The organism is Alteromonas sp. 1_MG-2023 (assembly GCF_030547075.1).
Taxonomy (GTDB): domain Bacteria; phylum Pseudomonadota; class Gammaproteobacteria; order Enterobacterales; family Alteromonadaceae; genus Alteromonas.
In genome coordinates this window covers 116,655-143,007 of record NZ_JAUOQH010000010.1, presented here as the reverse complement: position 1 = coordinate 143,007, position 26,353 = coordinate 116,655, and the positions used below count along the sequence as shown (strand labels likewise).

The 26,353-nt window shown below is 43.4% G+C and carries 22 protein-coding genes; 12 read left to right on the top strand and 10 right to left on the bottom strand.

The annotated features are described in order from the left end of the window. Window positions 1–107 precede the first annotated feature (107 nt). The gene (locus tag Q4561_RS12330; protein ID WP_303460804.1) at window positions 108–968 is read left to right on the top strand and encodes an alpha/beta fold hydrolase; all 861 of its coding nucleotides are present in this window, start codon (window positions 108–110) and stop codon (window positions 966–968) included. Here Q4561_RS12330 and Q4561_RS12325 read toward each other — a convergent pair. From Q4561_RS12325 to Q4561_RS12310, 4 genes are all read right to left on the bottom strand, one after another. Continuing rightward, a complete protein-coding gene (locus tag Q4561_RS12325; RefSeq protein ID WP_303460866.1) occupies window positions 946–3,792 on the bottom strand; it encodes a tetratricopeptide repeat protein in 2,847 nt (948 codons plus the stop codon). The two genes, Q4561_RS12330 and Q4561_RS12325, sit on opposite strands and share 23 nt — an antisense overlap. Window positions 3,793–3,818: 26 nt before the next feature. Continuing rightward, window positions 3,819–4,769 (bottom strand): choice-of-anchor A family protein, encoded by a 951-nt coding sequence (locus Q4561_RS12320; RefSeq protein ID WP_303460802.1) that lies wholly within the window; start codon window positions 4,767–4,769, stop codon window positions 3,819–3,821. Window positions 4,770–5,081: 312 nt separating this feature from the next. Beyond that, window positions 5,082–6,194 (bottom strand): DUF2855 family protein, encoded by a 1,113-nt coding sequence (locus Q4561_RS12315; protein WP_303460800.1) that lies wholly within the window; start codon window positions 6,192–6,194, stop codon window positions 5,082–5,084. A 33-nt stretch (window positions 6,195–6,227) separates the two neighbouring features. Next, window positions 6,228–7,649 (bottom strand): NAD(P)/FAD-dependent oxidoreductase, encoded by a 1,422-nt coding sequence (locus tag Q4561_RS12310; RefSeq protein WP_303460797.1) that lies wholly within the window; start codon window positions 7,647–7,649, stop codon window positions 6,228–6,230. Window positions 7,650–7,802: 153 nt separating this feature from the next. Here Q4561_RS12310 and Q4561_RS12305 point away from each other — a divergent pair, with 153 nt between their 5' ends. Beyond that, window positions 7,803–8,387, top strand: coding sequence for a TetR/AcrR family transcriptional regulator (locus Q4561_RS12305; RefSeq protein WP_303460794.1), 585 nt, complete (start codon window positions 7,803–7,805; stop codon window positions 8,385–8,387). Window positions 8,388–8,415: 28 nt separating this feature from the next. Here Q4561_RS12305 and yghU read toward each other — a convergent pair whose 3' ends face one another. From yghU to Q4561_RS12290, 3 genes are all read right to left on the bottom strand, one after another. Then, entirely contained in the window at window positions 8,416–9,273 is an 858-nt protein-coding gene (gene yghU, locus Q4561_RS12300) for a glutathione-dependent disulfide-bond oxidoreductase (RefSeq protein WP_303460792.1), read from the bottom strand. A gap of 839 nt (window positions 9,274–10,112) precedes the next feature. After that, entirely contained in the window at window positions 10,113–11,804 is a 1,692-nt protein-coding gene (locus tag Q4561_RS12295; protein ID WP_211068985.1) for an NAD-dependent malic enzyme, read from the bottom strand. Between the two features lie 71 nt (window positions 11,805–11,875). Continuing rightward, a complete protein-coding gene (locus Q4561_RS12290) occupies window positions 11,876–14,542 on the bottom strand; it encodes a penicillin-binding protein 1A (protein WP_303460785.1) in 2,667 nt (888 codons plus the stop codon). 139 nt (window positions 14,543–14,681) lie between these two features. Here Q4561_RS12290 and pilM point away from each other — a divergent pair, with 139 nt between their 5' ends. The 9 genes from pilM to Q4561_RS12245 all read left to right on the top strand — a co-directional run bounded on the left by pilM (window position 14,682) and on the right by Q4561_RS12245 (window position 23,831). Next, a complete protein-coding gene (gene pilM / locus Q4561_RS12285; RefSeq protein ID WP_303460783.1) occupies window positions 14,682–15,749 on the top strand; it encodes a type IV pilus assembly protein PilM in 1,068 nt (355 codons plus the stop codon). After that, the gene (locus tag Q4561_RS12280) at window positions 15,737–16,321 is read left to right on the top strand and encodes a PilN domain-containing protein (RefSeq protein ID WP_303460780.1); all 585 of its coding nucleotides are present in this window, start codon (window positions 15,737–15,739) and stop codon (window positions 16,319–16,321) included. Before pilM ends, Q4561_RS12280 begins: the two co-directional genes overlap by 13 nt. Continuing rightward, a complete protein-coding gene (locus Q4561_RS12275) occupies window positions 16,318–16,929 on the top strand; it encodes a type 4a pilus biogenesis protein PilO (RefSeq protein ID WP_303460777.1) in 612 nt (203 codons plus the stop codon). The genes Q4561_RS12280 and Q4561_RS12275 overlap by 4 nt, the downstream gene beginning before the upstream one ends. After that, window positions 16,929–17,459 carry a pilus assembly protein PilP gene (locus Q4561_RS12270; RefSeq protein WP_303460774.1) on the top strand — a complete coding sequence of 177 codons (531 nt, stop codon included), beginning with the start codon at window positions 16,929–16,931 and terminating at the stop codon, window positions 17,457–17,459. The genes Q4561_RS12275 and Q4561_RS12270 overlap by 1 nt, the downstream gene beginning before the upstream one ends. Beyond that, a complete protein-coding gene (locus Q4561_RS12265) occupies window positions 17,459–19,219 on the top strand; it encodes a type IV pilus secretin PilQ (protein ID WP_303460772.1) in 1,761 nt (586 codons plus the stop codon). The genes Q4561_RS12270 and Q4561_RS12265 overlap by 1 nt, the downstream gene beginning before the upstream one ends. 272 nt (window positions 19,220–19,491) lie before the next feature. Beyond that, complete coding sequence (gene aroK / locus Q4561_RS12260) at window positions 19,492–20,007, top strand: shikimate kinase AroK (protein WP_303460769.1); 516 nt, start codon at window positions 19,492–19,494, stop codon at window positions 20,005–20,007. A gap of 28 nt (window positions 20,008–20,035) precedes the next feature. Continuing rightward, window positions 20,036–21,103 (top strand): 3-dehydroquinate synthase, encoded by a 1,068-nt coding sequence (gene aroB, locus Q4561_RS12255; protein ID WP_303460766.1) that lies wholly within the window; start codon window positions 20,036–20,038, stop codon window positions 21,101–21,103. Window positions 21,104–21,193: 90 nt separating this feature from the next. Then, window positions 21,194–22,729 (top strand): SPOR domain-containing protein, encoded by a 1,536-nt coding sequence (locus Q4561_RS12250; RefSeq protein WP_303460763.1) that lies wholly within the window; start codon window positions 21,194–21,196, stop codon window positions 22,727–22,729. Between the two features lie 211 nt (window positions 22,730–22,940). After that, complete coding sequence (locus Q4561_RS12245) at window positions 22,941–23,831, top strand: Dam family site-specific DNA-(adenine-N6)-methyltransferase (protein WP_303460761.1); 891 nt, start codon at window positions 22,941–22,943, stop codon at window positions 23,829–23,831. A 1-nt stretch (window position 23,832) separates the two neighbouring features. Here Q4561_RS12245 and Q4561_RS12240 read toward each other — a convergent pair whose 3' ends face one another. From Q4561_RS12240 to Q4561_RS12230, 3 genes are all read right to left on the bottom strand, one after another. Beyond that, the gene (locus Q4561_RS12240; protein WP_303460759.1) at window positions 23,833–24,033 is read right to left on the bottom strand and encodes a DUF2970 domain-containing protein; all 201 of its coding nucleotides are present in this window, start codon (window positions 24,031–24,033) and stop codon (window positions 23,833–23,835) included. A 33-nt stretch (window positions 24,034–24,066) separates the two neighbouring features. Continuing rightward, the gene (locus Q4561_RS12235) at window positions 24,067–24,345 is read right to left on the bottom strand and encodes a hypothetical protein (RefSeq protein WP_303460756.1); all 279 of its coding nucleotides are present in this window, start codon (window positions 24,343–24,345) and stop codon (window positions 24,067–24,069) included. A 195-nt stretch (window positions 24,346–24,540) separates the two neighbouring features. After that, entirely contained in the window at window positions 24,541–25,263 is a 723-nt protein-coding gene (locus Q4561_RS12230; protein ID WP_303460754.1) for a TorF family putative porin, read from the bottom strand. A 388-nt stretch (window positions 25,264–25,651) separates the two neighbouring features. Between Q4561_RS12230 and rpe the strand changes: the two genes are divergently transcribed. Then, window positions 25,652–26,329: a ribulose-phosphate 3-epimerase gene (rpe, locus tag Q4561_RS12225; RefSeq protein ID WP_303460752.1), complete on the top strand. Its 678-nt coding sequence runs from the start codon at window positions 25,652–25,654 to the stop codon at window positions 26,327–26,329. The last annotated feature ends 24 nt before the right edge of the window (window positions 26,330–26,353 follow it).

Here is a 26,353-nt window from a genome sequence, read left to right as displayed (position 1 = left end):
TCAATTCCAATTGAATAGCACACTATAATAATTTTAAATGGCCATTCTCTTGCATTTTCACCCCACTCCCGCTTTACTGGTATGACCAGAGAGGAGGGGAAAGATCCATGCCCAAAGATATTAGCGTCACCTGTGAAGACAGTACTCACTTAACCGCAACACTCTACGCCCCCGAACACGCCGTTAAAGGCGCAGTCATGATAGCGCCCGCCACAGGTATTAAGCGTCAGTTTTACACAGCGTTTGCTAACTACCTCTGTGAACAGGGATTTGGTGTGATCACATTCGATAACCGCGGTATTGCTGAATCGTTAAAAGGTAAGATTAAACACAGTAAAGCCTCTTTGGTAACTTGGGGGCAGCAAGATATGCCCGGAGTATTAGAAACCTTAAAAATGCATTTTCCCAAGACTCAATACTTTTTAGTCGGTCATAGTGCAGGCGGGCAACTTTTAGGGCTAATGCCTAACGTGAATGATCTTACTGCATTTTGTAACTTTGGTAGCTCATCGGGTAGTTTGCGTAACATGCGAGCTGGCTATTTGCTAAAAGCGCACTTTTTCATGAATGTTTATATCCCCTTGAACAACTTACTTTTCGGACACACAAAGTCTCACTTAGTCGGCATGGGTGAGCCTTTACCTAAAGGCGTTAGCAGGCAGTGGCAAAAGTGGTGTAATGGCCAAGGTTACGTGAAGGAGGCCTTTGGTAAAGAAGTACTGAAGCACTGGTATGATGAAATACGCCTGCCATCTAAATGGTTGTTAGCCAGGGATGATGATATTGCCAACCTGTCAAACGTTGAAGATATGATTAGCGTCTTTCCTGCGCTAGAGGCAGAAATTCGTTTAATCGAGCCCAACGACCATAATCTTGCAGAGATAGGCCACATGAAGTTTTTCTCTAGAAAATGTCAGTCGCTATGGCCAGAGGTGAGTGATTTCCTCAGATCTCACCTGAACGCTTAATTTCTTCACGCAATGCTTCGGCTTGTGGGCGAGTATCAAAATATTCTTCGACGGTAAGTAACGACGTTAGAATTCGCTCGGCCTCATCAAAGTTACCTAATTTATAAAGTGTAACGGCTAAATGGTATTTAAGTGATGGTGACGACGCATCCCTTGCCGAGGCATCTCTTAGAATAGGTAAGCTTTCTTTGTAACGTCCGTTAAGCGCTAAGCTCCATCCATAAGAATGCAACACATCTGCGTTTTTCGGCGCAAGCTCATACGCTTCTTTTGCATAAACGAAACTTTGGCTAGTATTCGTGGGGAAGTGCAAAATAGCTAACCGATTCAACATCGCATACCTGCTATTATCATCAACAAGACCAAGTAATTGCTGATAGTGGCCAATGGCCTGAGTTCTATCGCCATAATAATAGTGATACTGGGCAAGTAAATTGCGAGGAAAGTAACGCGTTGGCTCTTGCTTTACTATGCTATCTAAACGAGACAGCAAGCGTTCAAAACTTTGCGTTTTAACGCTAATTGAATACAGTTTTGCTAGGGCCAAGTCAAAGTTCGCATCAAGTGCTAAAACGCTTTCGAAATACTCATAGGCCTTATCTAGTAGCCCTTTCGCTTGTGCTAGTTCCCCTTGTTTGAAGATTACTAAGGGATCGTTAGGAAAATCCCTTTCGAGCATTTCAAGAGAAGTCGCGGCAGCTTTCAATTCTCCAGAAACAAGCATCAACTTCACCAGCTGTAAATGGATATTTTTATCATCTGGCACCAACTCATGTGTGCGTTTCATGGCCTCTAACGCTTTGAGTTGCTCACCTAATGCTGTCCAAAGGGCGACTTGCGCAAGTCGTGTATTAATAGAAAGCGACGGGATAACATCCATCTTTTTAAGTGTAGTCAACGCTTGTTGCTTATCTCTTACTTTTACATAAAACCCTGCCAGTTGCACTAACGCAACTTGGTTTCCAGGTTCATTCGCTAACAACTTTCTCAGCAAGTCTATAGCACTCTTGTAGTCACCCATTTGCGCATATGCGGCTACTGCCGCAAAGGTAACGCTAGATGGTGCCGCTGCACCATTGGATACTAATATTTTACCAAAGCCTGAAATGGCGGCTTGAAGATTACCCATTTGGAAATCAATTTTGGCCAATTGAAAAGCAACTTGTAAATGTTCAGGACGTAATGCGGATAGGGAGAGTAATATTTCTCTAGCCTCATCAAGCTCATTACGTTGGAACAATAAGGTTGCCTGATTATAGCGTGCTGCGAACAACCTCGGTGAATGTATAAGTACCTTATCAAGAACCTCTTGTGCTTTTTCGTACTGCTTATCAATAATGAGTTGTGCGGCATACATATTTTGAATCGATACATCATCTGGGAAGCGTGCTATCAGAAGCGTAATTGCTTCACTAGCCAGTGCCGAGTTCCCGCTATTAAGGTGATGTAACGCATAGGTCATCAGTACTTGCCGGTTTTCGGGGTAGCGTTCCTTTAAGCTAGACAGTTGCGCATTGCTTTGAACTGCTTTCCCACGACTTAACGCGACTTGCACCGCATATAAAGCGACGTTAACGTTATTTGGATATGCTTCTTTCAACTTATTCAATAAGTTTACTGCTGCAAAATTTTGCTTGTTCTCAAGAAAAAGCGTTCCGAGCATTAAGGCTTGATCTATATTGTTGTCTATTAATGTTTCTGCATGAGGCTGCAAAGCTGACATTGCTGATTTCTTATCCCCAAGCGCAATGTTCGTGCTTGCTAGCAATATCGCCGTTTGTACATCTTCTTCCGTATGCTTGGCATAACTGAGGAAATTATCCCGCGCCGTTTCGTAATTTTTCTGCATCAACGCCACCATACCCCGGAGGTAATAAAGTGCGGGGTCGGTGTGCAACATTACGTCATCTACATTGGCTAACTGAGTAGCAATTTGCTCTAACTGAGGCCTGATAACAGCTAACGATTCAACCTGGCTAGTCAGCCAACTATTGACGAACAATACATATAGATCGCCTTCAGTTTGTAACAACAAATCTTCAGTGATTAAAAGCGCTGCATCAAAGTCAGAAGAAGAAATGTAAGCATCAATTAAACTACGCGCCATGGTTGGATTATTGGGAGACAGCAAGAACGCTTGGCTGTAAAACGTCTGAGCTTGCGCATATTCTCGACGTTCTGTTGCCAGTTGCCCCTTTAGCCACCAAGTTTGCGCTTGGGTATCACTTTGCGCCATAGACTTCACTAATAGGGATTCAGCTTCTTTAAAACGACGCTCAAGTATCGCTAATAATGCCAATCCGTTGAGGCCTTTTGGATTGTCAGCAGCGCGTGTCAAGAGTTGGTCATATTCATACTTAGCGCACAACATCCGAGATTGCTGTATGCACGCTTTAGCACGGATTGTATGCCAGTTTATTAACGCTTCAGCAGGAAAAGTTGAATCAAAATCAAGAGCGAGGATGCGCTCACTCTCACCTAAGCGAAGCATTACCTCGCCCCAAGGTTCAAAAATAAGTCCAGCATCACCCCCTGCATCATAGGCAGCTTGAAATGCAGCATCTGCTTGGGTAAACATACCGTTAACCTGATACAACTGCGCTAATAATATCTGTGCGGGTAAATAGTCTGGAGCAGCTTTAAGCGAATTCTTGGCATGAATAAATGCCTCTTTGTATTCCTTTTGTGCGAAGGAAGCCTTCCCCTTTTCATAGTCTTCGTTATTCGCTGAATAAACGGAGAAAGAAAACGAAAAAGTCACAAAGAAAACAAGCGCATTGAGTGCGCTTGTAGTTATAGAAAACGGGGGAGAGATTTTACTCATCAAGTAACATGCTCTTTTAAGGAAATTTAGTGGCGGCGCGCTCTTCTAAAACTCAAGAATAACAAAAATAACGCTAGTACAGCAATGGAAGGTGGCTCTGGCACACTCACTACCGGGGGAGCTGATGGAGTCTCGTAATTAAACACATAGTTATGAAATTCACGGGCGCCGGTATATGAAACCGCAGCGAAAGAGCCATCGAACGACGCGCCACCACGAGTTGTAGCCAAGGGGGCCAACACCGAACCTTTAACGGCTAAACTATTAAAATTAATACTTTCTGCATCGTAGAAGTTCCAAAGTACATTTGAAAATGCTTCGCTACCGTTGAAACCGTTGTTTAAGTTCACTCCGCCACCCACTACTATTTCATTAGCAAGGTCGCTACCAGCAGAAACATTAATGATAACGGTTTCTGCATCGCCCCAGTTAAGAGACAAATTACTATTTTGGGCAAAGATATCGTCAGCAGAAACGTCGAATACTGCAACGCTGTCCGTACCTACATAATTAAACGTGCCATCGCTGTATGTGGCATTTGCGCTAAGGCTAGCAAAATATGCTGAGTCGGCATGAAGTGAGGCCGCTACGTCATTTATACTAAGGTCAGCATTATAAATAGCTTCGCCATCATTCCCGTCATTCAGTTCTACATGCGATACATTAAGTGCCCCGCCGTAAACCAAATTATTGTCGTTTAATACGCGAATTTGGTTGGCATTAACGTCACCCATAATAGTCACGGCGTCTATGGCAGTATCTGTATTTGCAAGTCGACTCCCAAACTCAACCGCACGTCCACTTGCATTTAAGTCACCACCGATAAGCACTTGCCCCTGCACGTCTCCACCTTGGAAGTTGTAATCTTCCAACAAGATGAGGTTGTAGGTACCTAACGTACTTGAAGTAGTCTCTTCGGCTTTCACAGAAGCTACGAACGCGAACAACGATATCACTAATACTACTAAGCGAAACATCACGTAATGCCTTATATTTGAATGAGGTTTGGAAAAGCTTTTCAACGAAGCAAATTAATTCAGAGCTCGCGGGTCACACGCAGCCATAGAAAGCACAGGCAAAATTCATACCAACAATGCAACCCTCTGATTAAAAGTAGGTTTTTACATCCTAGCACTAATTTAATTGACAAGATGTAAAAATAACTGACTCGCGGCTACCTTTATTGCACTTATGGTAACATCTCACGTTGTTTTGGTGCATTGTGCTTTAGTAGTGATTAGTGCCTTCCCCATTAACTTCAAGGGGAAGGGTAGAAAGTGAGCCATAAATTACGGTATGAATATTAGTCCTTCATTAGCCGGAATGTCACCAATACAAATATTCTCAAAGTTATGCATTAACGACGCTATACTGTTGTGCTGTTTTATCGATAACCAAGAAGCCGTCCACATAATAGCTTCTTTAACAAAGGTACCGCTTTTTGCTTGAAACACACTCGAGCCTAATTCCGCCATTCTGGTTTGAATGTGCGTAGGTGCAAAGAAGAATTCATCGCTATTGCCAGAGGCGTCTTCAGTATTTTCAGCGCCATCCCCTGTGCCCGCATCTTGCCAATGGGTTAATCCCACTTGCACATAGCGCATAAGATCATCACCAAGCCTAGTCTTGAGTCGCTGCTTAACGTCACTGTTGCCCGACATATCTACCACAATACTGGCTTTACTGGCGATGTCATCTAGGTTGTCATAACAAACCACTTGATTGTAAACATCTAGCCCCGCAACAAACTCTTGGCTTTTACCAGAGGTTACCCCTACCACGTGATAGTCATCTTTTTTAAGGGCGTAGGCTAACCCTAAGCTAGTTTTACTTGATGCACTTAGCACTATCACTTGTCTTGGCTTCGGCGAATTGTACTGATCTATCAAATCCCACAAGCAATAAGACGTGATATACAAAGGCCAAAGTAACATTTGCAGGTTTTCTCGATGTGACTGGGTACTATCGCCACTCACCTCTAACGGGCGATATAGGTTATAGCCTTGGGGCAATGGCCTTCTGTGCGCACTGGTGTCAATTAAGTTACCTTGAGCGAAAGTGATTGAGTCCATATGCAGATGAGTAGCTGGTGGAAAGTAACCAAAAAAGCGGCTGCCTACCTGGATATTATCAAGGCTAGACGCGACCACCTTTCCAATTCCCCATACGGGGATAACGCCCCATTTATTTTGCGGTTCGTTATTTGAGGCGCCTTCGTTAATCGGCGGAAAAAACTGCCAATAACCTAACTTTTCCCCCATCATAAAGTATGTAAGATTATTCGCCGTAAATGCAAAGCGCTCTACTTCAAATGTAACGCCTTCTTTTGGCAGTGCTGAACTATCTTGCGATACCACTCGAAACTGACTTAAATCGTTTTTATCAACTTGAAACTGTTGCATATCTTGATACCTTTTCCTTAACCTTGTATTCGCCTAAGACGCCAATTTGTCGTTCGCTTTTAGCGAGTGCATGTAGCCCATGAGTTTGCCCATCGCCGGTTGCGCGGCGTCTTTTAAGCGCCCCAACACCTGCAACTTAGGCATATCGTCTTTTGCAACACCATGAACAATTCTCGAGAAGCCATCTAACCTACAGTTGTGGATCCAAGTACGAAGTTCTTGGTCTTCACCCCATATCTGCATGTTTCGCAACATGGCAGCCGTCATAGGCACCCAGTCGATATCTCGATTAGGTAGCGGTACTACTTGGGTCAATTTCTGTTTTGTGGCCTCATCGCTATAGGCAGCTTCAACATGGGCAATCAGCGCCGCGCTAAAAACGGGCTGGTAGGCACGTACGGTTTGCGGCGTAATAGTATTTCCTTCAAACACCGGTTTAATTTCCAAGTTGGTGAGCGCTGATGCAGAACAATCTACCACCAACGCATCTTCGGGCATCGCCCAACTTGTATCTTCAAAGATAAGTGCATCGGTTCCAACATGCGTTACACGGCCGCGGCGCACAATACTGGTTAAACCTTGTAGAGCGGCTAATTCAGCCTCGCTTACGGTAGCGCCGTGAAACATGGAAGGTCTGACATTTTTATCGATACGCAGCATGACGCCTTTTTCTTCCAGCTTGTCGAATATGTCATCGATAGACGTCGACTGCGCAATGGCTTCCATTTGATTTGCTTGCGCGCCAATCGTGTCGAAGAAAAAATCATCTAACGGCTGGGTATTTTTCCGATTAAGTAGCCATGCATCACGAGACACGACCCAATGTATATTTTCAGGCGCAACAAAGTTACTTAGCAGCCATAAACAGGTGTCTATGCCCGTCTTCCCACCGCCAATGACCACATAATTTTTATGCCCTCTGACACGCTGAGTAAGTGTATTCACTGGCGTAAAATCCACTGCATCGTCAAGGGTAAAGCTAGGTTTATGGGTAATGGGGATACTGGTTTTTAGATAGGTCGCATCTACAACTTTTTTGTTTATGGTAACCTCATAAGTTTTACCACCCGTGATATTGGTAAATGTCCCATTACCTTCATAATTGCTAAGGGGGAAGTATTGAACTCGGCCTGATGGCAAGAAAGTTTCTTGCATTACCGAATCGAAATATGCGCTCACTTCAGCGCCTGAGGCTAACCCCATCAACCCTTTGTTCATTCCTGTTTTGTCTATGACACCACGATTTAGCTCGCGAGAACACACACCGTAAAATGCAGACGGCTGGTGCAAGGTCACAAAGGGGTAAGCTAAATTCCAATGACCGCCGGGCTTGGCATATTTGTCGACAATAATGATGCTGGCATTGGTTTCACTTAGCAGTACATCGGCAAACGCCATGCCTACCGCCCCACTTCCCACAATCAAATAATCGCAAGTTAATTGCTCTGCTTTCATATACTATATCCTTCATGTCTGAATCTGCCTGCACACAGGTTGATGAAATCATTACTCTTATAACTTCAATCTGATGGCACGCATTAAATATAACAGCGTTATATTTAATATATATAACGCCGTTATATTGCGCAACATGTAAATTCAATGTAAATGAAAAGAGATACTCGACAGAAAATTTTAGAAGCTGCTTCAACTTTATTTTTAAAGGGGGGAACTCATGCGCTAAGCGTACGTGCTATCGCGGAAGGTGCGGGTATGTCTACGATTGGGATTTACAGTCACTTTAAAGGCAAACAAGGCATTCTTGATGCCCTTTACATTGAGGGTTTTACATTAGTCGATGAGATGATGAAGCTCTCACAGGGCGATACTCCAAGGGACAGATTACTGAATGCTTGCGAACAGGTGCTGAATTTCTCTGAAGAACATGCCGCGCACTATAATTTGATATTTGGCTCTAATTTAAAAGATTACACACCAAATGAAGAGGCTATTGCCGCTGGAGAAAGCGCGTTTATAACGCTAACAAAAGTGGTATCAGCAATTATTCAAAAAGACATTCCAGCAGAAGAGCGCCAAGACATCGCCATGCAAATATGGGCGCTGTGCCATGGATATATTAGCTTAAACCAGCATGAGATTAGCAATAGAATAGAATGGAGCGATTGGAAAGCCCGAGCGCTGAATGCTATTGGGCTTCATGCTCAGGTGCTAGTGGCGACACATAAGCAGTAGTAGTTACTGCTTATGTCGTCCCACCGTTTTATTTTGCAGCGTTTAGTGCGTCATCAATATCTTGAGCGCTGTGTCGGTTTGCCAGCTGCGCATCACCCCAAGTACGGTTAACAATAACCCCACGTTGCACAGCAGGGCGAGATTCGACCTCTTTAGCCCAGCGCAATACGTGTTTGTAATCGTTCACTTGTAGGAAAGTTGCTGCATCATACAGGTTGCCTAAAACTAAGTTACCGTACCATGGCCAAATAGCCATATCAGCAATACTGTATTGATCACCTGCAAAGTACGTGTTTTTAGCAAGGTGCTTGTCTAGCACATCAAGCTCTCGCTTCACTTCCATGGTAAATCGATTGATTGGATATTCCATTGGGTACGGTGCATAACTGTAGAAGTGACCAAAACCACCCCCTAAATATGGTGCTGATCCTACTTGCCAAAATAACCAGTTAAAGCATTCCACTTTTGCAGCTGCATCACTAGGAATGAATACATTAAATTTCTCAGCTAAGTAGTGCAGAATTGAGCCCGATTCAAACAGCTTAGTTTCTGGCGTGGTAGACGTATCTACCATAGCAGGAATTTTGGAATTTGGATTAACATCAACAAAGCCTGATGAAAATTGGTCCCCCTCTCCTATGTTAATTAACCACGCATCATATTCGGCGTCTGAAATACCTGCGTTCAAAAGCTCTTCCAACATGATGGTAACTTTTTGTCCATTCGGGGTAGCCAGCGAATAAAGTTGCAACGGATGCTTGCCTACCGACCTTTCTTCTTCATGGGTAGCGCCAGATACTGGGCGATTTATACTAGCCCATTTGTTGCCATCGTCTTCATTTTGGCTCCACACTTTAGGTGGCATATAGGTATTGCTGTCAGACATATCCAATCCTTTTTCTCGCGTTTACGTGGTGATTAGTTTGATGTGTGTTCTGAGTATGGAATTACAAGGGGTAGGTGTGTGTGTTTTCGTATATGTTTTATTATAAAGGGCAAAGCGCATTTGGTTTCGGCAATTTGCAAAAAAGGCAGAGTAAAACCGTTAGTAAACGTATTTTAAACTGCCCTGCAAGAATAAAAGGCGCGCAATCCATTGCCCGCAAACTGTTTGGTCGCTGGCGATTAACATCGACTAATAGCGTGATTAGCTATTATGGTTAGTTCGCCCACAACCTAATTTTTTAAGGTAGGAATATCGGTTTCAAAGGAAGCCTAGTCATTTTCTAAAGAGGAAAGTGCACTTACCAACATACATGTATTGAAATCGTTTGATGCGCTATGGCTAGCGAACATTGTTTTGGTAAAATCCTTTAACACTGAAAACATACACTTCTCCCTTTGAGTACTGTTTTAAAAGCTACTGTCATAAGAGCTAATAAACTCATGTGATGTGACCTGTACTACCTAGTAACTCGCCAATCTCACGTTGCTAGGCTTAGGTTGATACTCGTATCCTCACCCTTATTTTTAATAAAGCACTATTCATGCCACCATAAAAAATCAATAATAATCAATGAATTAAATCACTTTAACGTTTTATGTAGAATATAGAGATGAGAAAATGTTGCACTCTCGCAACACTTTATTACTGACTTAAAAAGTAAGCCGAACATTTAATATTCAAAGGGAGATAAAGGAAGGCAAAGGCACGCAAAGGAAGAGGAACGGCTGACGTAATGACAAAAAAAGCAGCCCGTAGGCTGCTCGTATTACTGTAAGAAATTAGATACTCACCCGTTTGTAGGGTCTGTATTCTGCTTTCCAGAAATTCCGTTCAATATGGTCATTCAACGCATCGTCTGACATTTCAAGGGCTAAGCCCTGTGCCATGGCAACCTTACCTACTTCAAAGGCTATTTTGCGACTAAGCTCGGCAATTGCACCTAATGGTGGTAGTAATGAACCTTCACCGGTATTTACCAGCGGTGATGCATCAGCAAGAGCATTACTTGCAGCCATCAGCATTTCATCACTGATTAATTTTGCTTTTGCCGCAACGACACCAAGGCCTATACCAGGGAAAATATACGAGTTGTTACACTGGGCAATGGTAAATACCTTACCTTTATACTCAACGGGTTTGAACGGGCTTCCTGTTGCAATAACAACTTCACCGTCAGTCCACTCAATAACCTGTTCAGGACGCGCTTCAACCTGACGAGACGGGTTGCTTAGTGGGAAGATAATCGGTAGCTCACAGTTTTGCTTCATGGCCCGAACCACTTGCTCGGTGAACAAACCAGGTTGTCCTGATACGCCAATAAGAATATCAGGCTTTGCGCAGTGCATCACATCAAGTAACGATGCGTAATCACCACTAAAGGTCCAACTTTCAAGGTCGACTAACTGTTGGTTTAGCTTTTGTTGGAAATCACGTAACCCTTCCATGCCTTCGGTGACTAATCCGAAGCGGTCTACCATGAAGACTTGTTTGCGCGCCTGCGCATCGCTAATACCCTCATGCACCATTTGCTGAATAAGCATTTCAGCAATACCGCACCCGGCTGAACCTGCGCCAACAAACACGACTTTCATATCAGAAAGCTTTTGTTGTTTCATGCGGCACGCCGCCAAAATAGTACCTAATGTAACCGCAGCAGTACCTTGGATATCGTCGTTAAAGCAGCACACTTGATTGCGATAGCGGTTTAACAAAGGCATCGCATTTGGCTGCGCGAAATCTTCAAACTGAATCATCACTTCAGGCCAGCGGCGTTTAACCGCTTGAATGAACATGTCGACAAATTCGTCGTAATCTTCTTGGCCAATACGCGGGTGACGTGCGCCCATGTACATAGGGTCGTTTAGTAACTTCTCGTTGTTCGTTCCCACATCAAGCATAACGGGCAAGGTATAAGCAGGGCTAATACCACCACACGCGGTATATAGAGATAGCTTACCGATTGGAATGCCCATCCCACCAATACCTTGATCACCAAGACCAAGAATTCGCTCGCCGTCTGTGACAACAATGACTTTCACTTTACGTTTAGTGGCGTTACGAACAATGTCATCTATTTGATGACGTTCTTCCCACGACACAAATAACCCGCGCGAACTACGATAAATGTCTGAAAACTGCTCACAGGCATCACCCACTGTTGGGGTGTATATAATTGGCATCATCTCATCAATATGCTTTTGAATAAGACGATAAAACAGGGTTTCATTGTTATCTTGAATGGCGCGTAAATAGATATGCTTATTCAGTACTTCGTCGAAGCTACTGTATTGCATGTACGCACGCTCAACTTGCTCTTCAATACTTTCGTAGCGAGGCGGTACTAAGCCGGTTAGGTTAAATGCAGCACGTTCTCTGGAAGTAAAGGCACTGCCCTTATTTAATAGGGGCGTTTCCAGCAGCGAGGGGCCAGCATGAGGAATATAAAGATATCGATTTGAATCTTCTGACATGGGTTATCCGGTTATATTTACAGGCAATCACTTAGCAGCAACCTGATGAGCGCGCTTTTGCACGCTCTTTATTAAAATATTTCTTCAGGCTCAGGCGTCGTTGTTTTATTTTGCGAGGCAGGGTCAACCACTTCATCATCAAGAACATATGAAGTAGGTTCGGTGCCTTGCAAGAAATATTCGAACAGTGTCGTATGGTCTGTCCTTCGGGTCAACTTCCCACTGGTACGATCAATGCGAACACGCACTATTTTTTCAGGCACAGGGATGGGTGAATGAGGCTTACCTGCAAGAGCATGTTGCATAAACCTTATCCATGCAGGCCCCGCCGCTTTCGCGCCATCTTCGGTGCCAATTAAGGCGTTACCAATCCAATTGAATTTTTCAGGGTTACGATTAACAAGATTTTGATTACGGGTGGCACGACCTAGCTGCCTGCCCATGTTGTCAAACCCTACCCATGCGGTAGCCACAATATCTCTTTGGAAACCACTGAACCACGTATCTCTTGAATCGTTGGTGGTACCGGTTTTACCCGCAATATCGGTACGCTGAAGAATATTGCGTGCTCGCCAACCTGTACCCAGCCAATAAGTTTTCTTGCTCCAGTTCCCATTCGCGCGCACACCGGTACGCATCATTTCGCCTACTAAGAAGGCGTTTTGAGGCGTAATCACTTGGGGTGCACTTTGTTTTTCATTTACATCACTTTCTGCTAACAACACATCGTTGTTTAGCTGGGCTTCGAGTAAGGCTTCTACATCAACCTCGTCGCTATCAGCCTCATTTTCAGGGTAACTTTCAGGAGCGTGACCATTAGTACAGTCATCGCAAGCCCATACAGGGTTTGCCTGCCACAGTACTTTGCTATGTTCATCAAGTACCTTAGAAATAAAATGTGGGTTGACCAAGTAGCCACCGTTGGCAATCACTGCCATACCGCGCACGACTTCTAATGGTGTATGGGAACTCGATCCTAAAGAAACCGTTTCGTCTAACGGAATATCATCAGGATCAAAACCAAAGCGAGTAAGGTAATCTGCTGCTTTACGCAAACCTACGCCACGTAGCAAACGCACTGAAACAACGTTTTTCGATTTACCCAAGGCTTTACGCATGCGAATCGGCCCATCGTATTCTGCTGGTGAGTTTTGAGGGCGCCAAGCAACACCGGTGGCCGCGTTCCATTGGTTAATAGGGGCATCATTAATAATAGAAGCCAGCGTGTATCCACTGTCTATTGCTGCAGAATAAATAAAGGGTTTAATGTTAGAGCCAACCTGTCGTTTTGCTTGGGTGGCACGATTAAACTGGCTTTGGTAAAAACTGTATCCGCCCACTACGGCTTCAACTGCACCATTTTTAGGGTTAAGTGCAATGAATGCCCCACTCACCTCAGGTAATTGGGCTATTCGCCATGCATCATCTTGCTCGCGAATATAAATAACTGCGCCAGGTTGAGTAACATCTAGCGCTGTCTCTGGTTCACTGCTTTGTCTGAAGTCAGTGATATAGCGCCTTGCCCAATCTAAACCTTCCCATGTAATGGTGCGCTTTTCGCCATTCACATCAAGCACATCAATAGATTGGTCAGCTGCGCTCAGCACAACCGCCGGTACCAATGGTTTGATGTAAGGTTGTTGTGACAAGGCAGCAAGCATATCTCGCTCGCTCCAGTCACTTGCCAGTAATTTATCACTGGTATCAAAATCTAAAGAAAGTTGAGGAACGGGCTCATCTTGGGCTTCTGGTGAAGGCGCATCCCACAAATAGCCTAACGGCCCTTTATAACCATGGCGCTCATCGTAGTCATGTAAATTTCTTACCACGGCCTGTTGCGCTGCAAGTTGAAGATCAGAACCTGCCGTTGCATAAACTTGATAGCCGCCGGTTTCCGCTTCATCTTTACCGTAAATTTCAACCATCTCGTTATAGATGATGTCGGCCAAATAAGGCGCGTCCACTTCAATTTCAGCACCATGCTTACGCGCGGTTATAGGCGCGTTTGCTGCATTATCAAAATCAGCTTTGGTTATATATTCTTCATCGAGCATACGCAGCAATACTACGCGGCGACGCCCAGCTGAAGCTTCTGGGTCGGTAATAGGGTTTAATGCGGAGGGGGCTTTAGGAAGACCTGCAATCGTGGCTAGCTGTGCCAAAGTAAGTTCATTTAGGGATTTTCCGTAATACACCTGTGCTGCAGCACCAAAACCAAACGAACGATGACCTAGCTCAACCTTATTTAAATAGAGTTCAAGAATCTCTTCTTTACTCAGTTCTTGCTCCATGTGCCAAGCGATAAATATCTCTTTTACCTTACGAATATAAGTTTTTTCTCGACTTAAAAAGAAGCCTCGGGCAAGCTGCATAGTTAATGTACTGGCTCCTTGCCTTTTTTCACCCGTGATAATTAAACTAACAGCAGCGCGGGCAATACCGATGGGGTCAATTCCGTGATGTTCAAAGAAGCGACTGTCTTCAGTAGCTAATATCGCGTGAATTAACTGCTCAGGTACTTCCTCAAGTTTTACGGGGATCCGCCGTTTAACACCATATTGGGAAATTAATTTTCCATCATGGGTATAAATCTGCATAGGAGTCTGGAGTCTAACATCCTTAAGTACAGTAACACTTGGCAGGTTAGGTTTGATATAAAAGTAAATACCAACAAGCGCTATGCAACCAATAAGGCTAGAGATGACAATGAATAATAATAACGGTTTAATGTACTTCACAATTTAAGGATACCAAGGCATTTTTGCGAAAATCACGTATATTTTCATACGTATGTGTTATCTATAGAACCATACGCACAATAAAAACTGAGTAATATTGTACTTTAGAGCAACTACCTTTGAAACCGGACACTAGTAAATGAAATCGCTGTTTAAGAAAAAGATGCCTCCCATTGTGGGTTTAGATATAGGCACACGTCAAATAAAAGCGGTATGGCTAGAACATTCTGCCAACGGCTACATACTTCAAGGCTATGCATGTGAATCTATTAATAAAGTCGCTTTTTCTGAGCGAGATATTAAAGATTACGAGGCCGTCAGTTTAGCACTTAAAAAAGTGCGTAACAGCTTAAAAACTAAAATAAAGCAAGCCAATGTGGCTGTAGCTGGTACGTCAGTAATCAGTAAAATCGTTTTTATGGATCCTGATCAAAATGATTATGAACTGGAAAGCCAGATAGAAATTGAAGCTGACAGTTTAATACCTTTTCCATTAGAAGAGGTTTATCTGGACTTCGAAGAACTCGGGCAAAGCGAAACGCACACAGGCAAAATCAATGTATTGCTAACTGCCGCACACAAAGACTTAGTAGATAGTCGCTTGTTACTTTCACGTGAAGCAGACTTCGAGCCTAAAATTGTCGATGTTGAAAATTATGCGATTGGTAATGCCGTCGACTTTTTCTACAACGGCAAGGCTGAGAACGAAGCCGTTTGTGCTATCAATGTTGGCGCATCTTTACTGCAAGTTAGTGTGGTACGTGACGGCAATGTTATTTACACCAAAGAGCATTCATTCGGGCTCAATAACTTGGTCAATGACATTAGCGCAATTCAAATGATTGACCGTGACGAAGCTGAGCGTCAACTGCTTGATGAATCATTATCAGGGCATTGGGTAGAAGATGTATTACCCATTTTTGCCTCTAACCTGCAACAAAATATCAATCGTGCATTGCAGATGTATATGTCTACTTTTCACATTGACCGCCCGAGCAAAATACTCCTTTGCGGCGGCGCTGCCACCATACAGCCCCTTGTTGACATATTAAGCCAAGACTTAGGTCTTAAAGTTGATGTATTCGACCCCTTCTTAGGTATGACATTGAACCCTAAGCTAGATTCTCAGCGGTTACGTCGTATTGCCCCGCAGCTCAGCATAGCTGCTGGCCTTGCTAGCCGGAGTTTTACCCCATGGCACATGTAAATTTACTTCCTTGGCGCGAGCAACAACGCCAACACCAAAAGCAGCAATATTTAATGGGTCTGCTAGCCGTTGCCGCTATTGTAGGATTAATTTTCTGGTTTATCGGTCAAGCGATCGATCAGCAAATTGATCACCAAAATTCTAGAAACCAGTTTCTTGAAAAAGAGATTGCATTACTAGATGCACAAATAGCCGATATTAAAAACATCAAAGAAAGCAAGAATGCGATTGAACAACGCATGGCCTTAATTGAACAACTACAGGCCAGTCGAAATGTAGCCGCAATTGTTTTCGATGAACTCGCGAAATTAGTTCCTCAAGGCGTGACTTTCCAATCGATGAAGCGCATTGGTAATAAGCTTGAAATTGAAGGTGTAAGTGATTCAAATAACAGGCTTTCTGATTTTATGCGTTCGTTGGATAACTCAGAGGTTTTCGTTGGAGCGGAATTATCGTCAATAAAAGCCGATACCAACGCCTCTCGCGCAGTAAGCACTTTCACCCTAACATTTATGATTAGCTCTTCGGTATCTCCGTTAAATCAAGACGCCGATGGGGAGACTAACCAATGAAGTTTGATATAGAAAAACTCAAAGAACTCAATGAACTCGACTTCGAACAAATCGCCATATGGCCAAACGAAGTGCGTATTGTTGTGGCAGCGTTTGTGGCTATATTGATTGGCGCTCTTAGCTATTATTTAGTCATCAACCCTAAGCTTCCTATTCTTGATGCCGTACAGCTAAAAGAACAAGAACTAAAACTCCAATATGAAGCTAAGTATCGCATTGCGGTAAATAAAGAAGCCTATAGAGATCAACTTGCACGACTAGAAGATGACTTTTCTTCGATGTTGAAAAGCTTACCAACAAGCAATGAAACACCAGGCTTGCTAGACGATATCACTTATGTGGGTACCTCTTCGGGCCTTACATTTAAGTTATTGAACTGGCAGCAAGAAGTTCCTAAAGAGTTCTATACAGAATTACCTATCGAAATTGAGGTTAGCGGCGGCTACCACCACTTTGGCGAATTTATGTCTAAAGTAGCGGGATTACCAAGAATTGTAACCTTGCATGACTTCGATATTGCAAAAGAAAGCAACGGACTAACATTAAAACTACAAGCGAAAACTTACCGCTCGGAAAGTAGTACGAATCTTAGCGGAGGAACTGAGTAATGCGTCATTATGCAGTAATAGCTTCGGTTGTAATGATCACCGCTTGCTCGCCGAAATTAGATGATTTGCAGGCATACACACAAAGCGTGAGCGACAATGCGGTTCACAATATTGAACCGTACCCTGAGTTCGCAACGCCTACCACATTTAATTACTCCGCAAGCGAGCTACCTAGCCCTTTCGACTCACCCAAAGAAAACACGCCACCGTTAACCCAAACACGGCAGCAAAATTGTTTTCAGCCTGACTTCGACCGCACAAAGCAAAAGTTGGAAAAGTATGGCTTAGATTCGTTAGGATTAACCGGAAACTTCAAAAGCCAAGGAACACAATGGGCATTAATCAACAGCAACGACGGCGTGTTACATAAAGCCAAAATTGGCAGCCGTATCGGACTATTTTACGGTAAAATCACTGGAATTAATCCAAACTCACTAACAATAGAGCAGCTAATACCTGATGGTGCAGGTTGCTGGCAGAAAAAAGAGATAACGTTGAGCAAAGCCTCAACGTCAGGAGAGAAAAAATAATGGCTGAGCGTTACCTATTTAATAAGTCTTTAAATCGTAGAAGTTCTCGCTGGTCTTGGCTGCTTGGCTTTGTCGCTGTATGTACCACTTTAATGGTTTATGTTGCGCCGGCTAAAGCTTTAGAGCCCGTGCTTTATGACGCAAATGAATACAAATCACCCACTCAAATTACCGGAATAGACTTCACCCGAGAAGCCGGTAATACGGGCGTTGCGTTAATCACCTTTGAAGGCATGGAACCTACCCCGCAACTCGTTGAGTCTCAAGGCAAGGTTACTATTACCCTTATCGAGACTACGCTGGAAGAAGATCAACTGGTTGAATTAAATGTCACCGAGTTTTCAACGCCGGTATCAACTATTGAAACCTTTCAAGACGAAAAAAGTACCCGCATAGAAATTCTCTACAACGATACAGTGACCGCGCGTCATACCATTGAAGATAATGTACTTCGGGTTAAAATTGAGCCCATGAGCTTGTCGCAACAAGAAGAGTTAGAAAGCAAAAAGACCTATACGGGCGACCCTATCTCTCTAGATTTTCAAGACGTACCTGTACGTCAAGTACTGCAAATCATTGCACAAGTTAATGGCTTCAACTTAGTCACCACCGACACGGTTACCGGCAATGTCACCATTAGCTTATCGGGTGTGCCTTGGGATCAAGCCCTTGATATGATTTTGCGTGTTAAAGGGTTGGATAAGCGCTTAGAAGGCAACATTTTATTGATAGCGCCTACCGAAGAGCTTACTGCTAGAGAAACACAAGCACTTCAGTCTAAAAAACAAGTATCAGACTTAGCTCCACTTAGTACGGTTAATATCTCGGTAAATTATGCCAAGGCAGCCAGTTTAGCGACCATTTTAAAATCTGCTGAGGGCGGCATTTTATCTGAACGCGGTACTGTAACGGTAGATGAACGTACTAATACCATGCTAATTAGAGATACCTTGCCGTCGATCGACGAAGCAAGAAAAATGATTGAAGCCCTTGATGTTCCAGTTAAACAAGTATTAATTGAAAGCAGAATGGTTACCGTACTTGATAACGTTGATGAAGAGCTAGGCGTTCGTTGGGGTTTAAGTGATAGAGAAAGTGACAGTGGTGTTTCAGGGTCTATTGAAGGCGCTGAATCTATTGCAGGCGGCACTATTCCAAGCGTTGACGACAGACTAAACGTAAACCTACCGGTTTCTAGCGCAGCGGGAACCATTGGTTTTCAAATTGCTAGCTTGGTAGATGGCACCATTTTAGATTTAGAGCTGTCGGCTCTGGAGTCTGAAAACAAAGGTGAAATCATCGCCAGCCCGCGTATTACTGTTGCAAACCAACAGGAAGCGTATATTGAACAGGGTACTGAAATTCCTTATGTTCAAGCTACATCAAGTGGTGCGACATCGGTTGAATTTAAGAAAGCGGTATTATCACTTCGCGTTACACCGCAGATTACGCCAGATAACCGCATTATTTTGGATTTAGTCGTTACCCAAGATACCCGTGGTGAAACTGTGTCTACCTCTACCGGCGATGCGGTGGCCATCGATACCCAAGAAATCAAGACTCAAGTATTGGTAGAAAATGGCGAAACTATCGTTTTAGGTGGTATTTTCCAGCAAACGAGTACAGATGCGGTGTCAAAAGTACCGTTATTTGGCGACCTACCTTATTTAGGTGTGCTGTTTCGTAATACTTCAGAGTTTCAAGAGAAACGTGAATTACTTATATTTGTAACGCCAAAAATAATTACAGAAAAACCATAACAAGCTATAATGCAACGTGAAATGCGGGCTACAAGCAGCCCGCTTTTTGCGTTTTCTGGTACTACAACGCCCCTTTATTTACATTATCGTGCTAATTGTTTTCAACAATACTTGCAAGGGCTTGTCAGAAACTGAGATAATCACGGTCTCGAAATTTTAGCGAGGTTAAAGGAGTAGTGCTTATTGGACATTAAATAGGCACGAATCAATGGGTAGGCTGGTAAGGCAACAGTGCATGCCCCTAACATGATAAAGTTGTGATATAAGCAAATATGGCTGAAAAACGTAATATCTTTTTGGTTGGCCCAATGGGTGCTGGCAAAAGCACCATCGGTAGACACCTAGCAGACGAACTTCACCTGGATTTTTATGACTCCGATCAGGAAATTGAGCGCCGTTCTGGTGCAGATATCGCCTGGATCTTCGACCTTGAAGGCGAAGATGGATTCCGTGCGCGTGAAGAAAACATCATCAATGATTTAACCGACAAGCAGGGTATCGTGCTTGCTACTGGTGGCGGTTCAATTGTAACCAAAGCAGTTCGTAATCGTTTGTCTGCTCGAGGCATTGTTGTTTACTTGCAAACTACGATTGATAAGCAAGTTGCTCGAACACAACGCGATAAGCGTCGCCCTTTGCTTCAAAATGATGATCCGGAGCAAGTACTTCGCGATCTTGCAGATTTGCGTAATCCTCTTTATGAAGAAGTTGCAGATTATGTAGTTGATACTGATGACCAATCTGCTCGTGCAGTTGCAAATCAGATCATTGGTAAAATTGGTTTATAATAAAAAATAACTAGGAGGTGCTTCGCCCATGTCAACCTTAACTGTGGAACTTGGCGAACGTAGCTATCCTATACATATTGAGGCCGGGTTGTTAAAACAGCCTGGCCTTTTTGTGCCCCATATAAAAGGTCCGCTGGCCGTTATTGTCACCAACGAAACCGTTGCGCCTTTGTATCTTGATGTGGTGATAGCTGCGTGTGGTGACAAGCAAATAGAAACCATTATTTTGCCCGATGGCGAACAATATAAGAACCTCGAGCAATTCGAGGTAGTCATGACCCGCTTGCTTGAACTCAATGCTGCCCGAGATACCACCTTAATTGCATTAGGTGGCGGTGTTATTGGTGATTTATGTGGTTTCGTTGCAGCTACGTATCAACGTGGTGTGCCCTTTATTCAGGTGCCCACTACCCTACTCTCTCAAGTTGACTCATCTGTTGGCGGAAAAACCGCAGTGAATCATCCCTTGGGTAAAAATATGATTGGCGCGTTTTATCAACCAATCTTAGTGGTTATTGATACACAGTCATTGTCTACACTACCTCCTCGTGAATTCTCTGCAGGTATGGCTGAGGTCATCAAATACGGCATTATTTACGATGAAGCCTTTTTCTCCTGGCTTGAAGCCAATGTAGATGGGCTAATACAGTTAGAAGAATCAACGCTCAATACAGCCATTAAACGCTGCTGTGACATTAAAGCGGAAGTGGTTGCCAAGGATGAGCGAGAAGGTGGATTACGCGCTATTCTTAACTTAGGCCACACCTTTGGGCATGCTATTGAGGCTGAACAAGGTTACGGAAACTGGCTACACGGTGAAGCCGTTTCTGCTGGTACTATAATTGCTTGTTTAGCAGCAGAGCAGTTAGGTTGGTTTACAGCGTCAGAAACTCGTCGCGTGCGTTCGCTCTTTGAGGCATTTTCACTTCCAGTGGAAGGTCCTACTACAATGAGCAAGAGCGATTACGTTAAACATATGAAGCGCGATAAAAAAGTAGAAGCAGGCAATATTCGCTTTGTACTTCCCAAAAACATGGGCAGTGCTGTAGTGACTAAAGATGTGACTGACGACATTCTTACTGAAATTTTGCGTTAGCGATTAGCTAACGCTCATACCTAACTAACACCAACATTCGTTATTTAGCTAGCCCTTTGTGTACGCACTGGGCTTATGGGGTTATTGCCCATGCACAGTGAATTGCATGAACGTCTTGAATATTTAGTTAACTACTCGTCCCAACTGGTTTTTGTCAGTGGCAACTCTATTGCTGAACAACAGCAAACCCTAGAAGCTTTCGTTTACCAACAGCATGACGATACTGAAATAGCGTATTTAACCGCTGAGTCTAATATGGACCTCACTGACTATCGTGGTCAGTTATGCCGCCAGTTACTTGGCCAAGTGGTAGGCAGTTTTGTACGCCCTCTTAATGAACTGCTATCACCGCTAAATAGCCACGAAGGCCCTGTGCTTATTGCTATTACGCAAGCGGAGCACATGCCAGATAAGCTTCTACAAGAACTATGGGATTTAGTGTTACAAAGTCGTTTTGCCGGTAACAAACAACACCTAAATGTATTGTTGTTTGCTAGCACACCATGGGCGGAAAAGGCCAAAAAGTGGTTACCTGCAAAAAATACCGATACGCCATTGCTCATCAGTAGTCAGTCCATTTCGTCAAAGCTTCAAAGTGCAAAGCCCCAAGGTTCTGAGCTAGATAGAATGATTGCCCAACGCCGAGAAGCGTTTCAAGCCCATCTAGACAAACGCAATTTACCTGTAGAAGCCGCGCCATCAAATCCACTAACGACTACCGGCTTTTATATTGCTATTACCTTGGTATTTATACTTACCTTTGGTGGGTTGGTTGCTTGGCAATATGGCGACTCCATATCAACCCTGTTTGCCCCCATTGAACAGCAAGCGATATCGTCAGAGTCCGACGATGTAGTGGCAGGTTCTGCCTTTAGCAAAGTAGCCAATGAGCAAGAAATTCAGCCAGTTGAACCTGCAACATCAGCTAATGATAGTAACGTTGAGTTAGTCACTAACTGGAAAGGCGCAGTTTCCTCTTTAGGCACCACAGGTGAAAAGAGCAAAGAATCCGATAACACTGCTTCAGACGATAAGATTGCCAATAACAGCGTGGAATCAGGCGCTCGCGCTACACCTGCCAGCACTGCGCCTCAATTGTCTGAACAACAAAATGTTCTTAATGAAAATGACAATGAAAGTGCAAGTAAGCCAGAACTGTTGAACGAGTTGGCTTCAAACAGTAGTGGCATTATAGAGACCACTACGGAGTCGTTGCCAAGCCCAGCTCAACCGAAACAGATTCAACCTAAACAAATTCAACAGAGCCCTGATATTTCAGGTGCGTCAAATACGTCAACCAACCAAGTCGTTTCCTCCACTGCCGCCGTGTTAAAAGCTGAGTCAGTGTTACCCAATGACTATGTGATTCAAATGGTCGGAATAAAAGATGAAACTGTGGTTAGTCAATTTATTGCTCAATATAACTTAAGTGCCGTTACCCGACAGTATGTCACTACCCGGTATGGAGGTGATTGGCATGTGGTTGTATTCCATCAACCATTCCAGTCATTACCGCAAGCTCGCGCAGCGCTGTCCGCTTTACCGGATTATCCAACCAAAGATGAGGCGTTTATAAAACGTGGGCAGCAAATTCTAGATGAAATGGCAGCCGTTTCTGGCGAATAAAAGTACGTTGAGGCTATTGCAGTGACTTCAAACTAAAGAAAAGCAGTAAGCATTACGTTTCATGGTTGTTCCTTCCTATGAGGAAAGATACAATCTATCTTTAGCGTGGCGGTGCGAGATAGTTGCAGCGCCACTCCCCAGAATAACGCCACACTCGGCGAGTACCGGAACGACAACCGTCTTTATTCCGTGCAGGTAGTAACGTTTACGCATGATGCAGAAAAAAAACCGGGCCTTTTTAAAGTGGGCCGGTGGCAAGTACAGCCTAGTAGAGCATATTCAGGCCAGGTTACCTCAAGCAAACAAACTCATTGAACCGTTTGTAGGCGCGGGGTCAGTGTTTCTGAATACTCAGTACAAGCGTTATCTGCTGAACGATATTAACCCCGACCTGATAAACCTGTATAACTTTTTAAAAGTGCAGCCTGATGCCATCATCCACGACGCTCGCAGTTTCTTCAACGGCGAACGAAATGATGAAAAAATGTATTATGCATTGCGAGAAGAATTTAATGCAACGGAAGACGAATACTACCGCGCCATTTTATTCTTATACTTAAACAGGCACGGCTATAATGGCTTGTGTCGGTACAGTTTAGCTGGCAGGTTCAATGTCCCCTTTGGCCGCTATAAAAAACCTTACTTCCCTGAGCATGAAATGTTTGTGTTTGCAGAGAAGGCACAAAAAGCCACGTTTACATGCTTACCCTTCGAAAAAGTATTTACTCGGGCCCGTCGTGGGAATGTAATTTATTGCGATCCGCCCTACGCGCCTATTAGTAAAACCGCCGCGTTTACCAGCTATGCTGCACGTAGTTTCGGTCAAGACTCACAAGAAAAACTAGCAGAGTTAGCCATGCGAGCAGCGAAAAAGCGTGGCATACCTGTATTGGTATCGAATCATGATCTGCCTCTTACTCGCTCTTTATATAAAGGCGCAGACTTTAGCATGTTGTCGGTTAAACGCTCCATTAGCCAAAATGGTGCTACGCGAAAGCCTGTTGATGAAATTTTGGCGTATTTTCCGCCCTCTACAACAGCAACTGCGCCAGCAAAAAAGACAAAAGCTAATCAACGCAAAAGACTTATCACAGGAAAATGAATTAATAGCCTGTCAGCCACTTCACTAACATCATTAGTGTAACAACCATCAAGGCTACTAAAATCACGCCAATAATTAAAAAGCTAATAAAGGTGCCTTTAGTAAAGTCCCGCTCGTAATTTTTATGACCTTGCACACCAAAGATGCCAGCAATAACACTCATCAACACTGACAAAAAGCCGGTGCCCGATTGTTGGCTCATTAACGAATGCACTTTTGTTGGCCAAGCCAATTTTTACTTGCTGTCATCATCATGAAGTAACTCAAGCAAGTCGAGAAAATGGAATTGAAATGAAGGAGATTTACCTGCTATCCAAGATAGCCAACTAACTTCAGCGACACCGTCTCTGTCTCTGGCGCACTGATTTTGTACATGACTAGCGGGTAGCTTAGGGTTAAAGCTAGAAGAGGGTTGGAACTCGCACACAGAGGCTTCCGAGCCGGAACGTGGATAAACAATTACGCTTACAAGCGCAACGACGCCGCATACTGCATAAAATGGAAGTACTTTCATCCTGAACACTCCTTGCGCAAATTTAGCTTAAACTTCATTATAAATAAAACCTTATGACTCACAAGAAAATAATCATAAATGAAGAATATATTTACTATTTACCAACAGTAAAAAAGCCTGATGCATATGCAGCAGGCTTTCAATTTCAACATTTTTTTCGACAATTAAGACATTGTTTTATAGGTTTTTAAAAACTTATAGTTCGAAGTCCATGCTATAGCCAACAGTAAATTTAACTGAATCGTTGTCGTAAGCATCAGCACCGTCGTCATCTAAGTCAGTACCGGTAATTGCGAAGCTAAAACCGTCTTTCGCGATTGAAACACCCCAATCTGCATATCCGCCAATAACGCCGTTAAAGTCTTCAGCAAAGTCACCTTGATGATAACCAAGGTGTAAACCCATTTCTGAGCCATTTAATACTTCAAAAGCATAATCAACAGCAACATAAGTTGCTTCGCCAAACCCGTAATCGCGGCCTTCACCTTCGTCTGCTTCAGTATGAGCAAGTAGTGATAAGCTTAGGCTTAATCCGCCCATGCCAACGGAACCGTAAACTTCTGCGAAATCGAAGTTTGCTTCATCGTCATAGTTGTAATAAAGGTAACCAAAGTCATACGCGATATCGCCAGACTCACCTGAGAAACCGAAGTACATATCGTGCTCGTACGAATAAACATCGTCAGCACCGTAGTTTACGTTAGATGCCCAAGTACCCGCATAAAAACCACTTTCGTGAGAATAGTCAATTCCGCCCTGTACTGCTGCGTCATTTGTTGTTTGCGTTAGACCACGCCAAATGTAGTTACTTGTTACGCTAGCATTGGCAGTTACTTCAGCATAAGTAGGTAAGGCAGTAAACATGCATGCAGACGATACGGCAACGGCAAGCAATGTGCTTTTAGTAGATAATTTCATGTGTGTGTTCTCCGTGAAGTTCCAAAACTTGTTTTAATTAATTTTTCTGTCTTGATTTTTCTTATATTTGGGTTGGTTTACGCAAGAGTGATGCCCACTTAATGCACAAATACCACAATGACCAAAATACACATAACAGCATGATTTTAGTAATAAAAACCAAAATTAAAAAATGAGATAAAATTTTAGCGCAAAGTTTAAGTGCGTTAATTTGCACCAATAATAGGCATAACGTCCGACATGGTGCAATTATTTTAATATTTTTAACCCCTTATTTTTACTTACCTTTAACACAAGTGGTAATGTAATCAGCGCTGTTTTCAAAAGCTAACTTTCGGTAAACTTCCACCTTTGGAAATCCGCTTCTCACCATGAACAGGGAAAACTAATGAAACCATTTTTGATTGCCCCCTCTATTCTTTCGGCCGATTTCGCTCGACTAGGAGAAGAAGTAGAGAATGTACTCAACTCTGGTGCAGATGTAGTCCATTTTGATGTAATGGATAATCACTATGTGCCCAACCTCACATTCGGTCCTATGATATGCGAGGCACTACGAAAATATGGTATTACCGCGCCTATCGATGTTCACTTAATGGTGAAACCTGTTGATGACTTAATCGAAAAATTTGCTGATGCGGGCGCCAGTTATATTAGTTTCCATCCAGAAGCTTCAGAGCATATAGACCGCTCGTTACAACTTATTATTGATGCAGGCTGTAAACCTGGATTGGTGTTTAACCCCGCCACGCCTCTGCATTATCTCGATCATGTCATGGACAAGTTGCACCATATCCTTATTATGTCGGTCAATCCGGGCTTTGGTGGTCAAAAATTTATTCCTAGCACCCTCGATAAAGTACGCGCTGTAAAACAACGGGTGTTACAAAGCGGTCATGATATTAGAATAGAAATTGACGGTGGCGTAAAAGTCGATAACATTCGCGCCATTGCGGAAGCTGGTGCTGATATGTTTGTCGCCGGTTCAGCTATTTTTTCCGAGCCAGATTATCGCGCAGTTATTGATGACATGCGCAGTGAATTATCACGTCTTTCAAAGGCGTAACTAAACAACGTTAACGTATAGGTA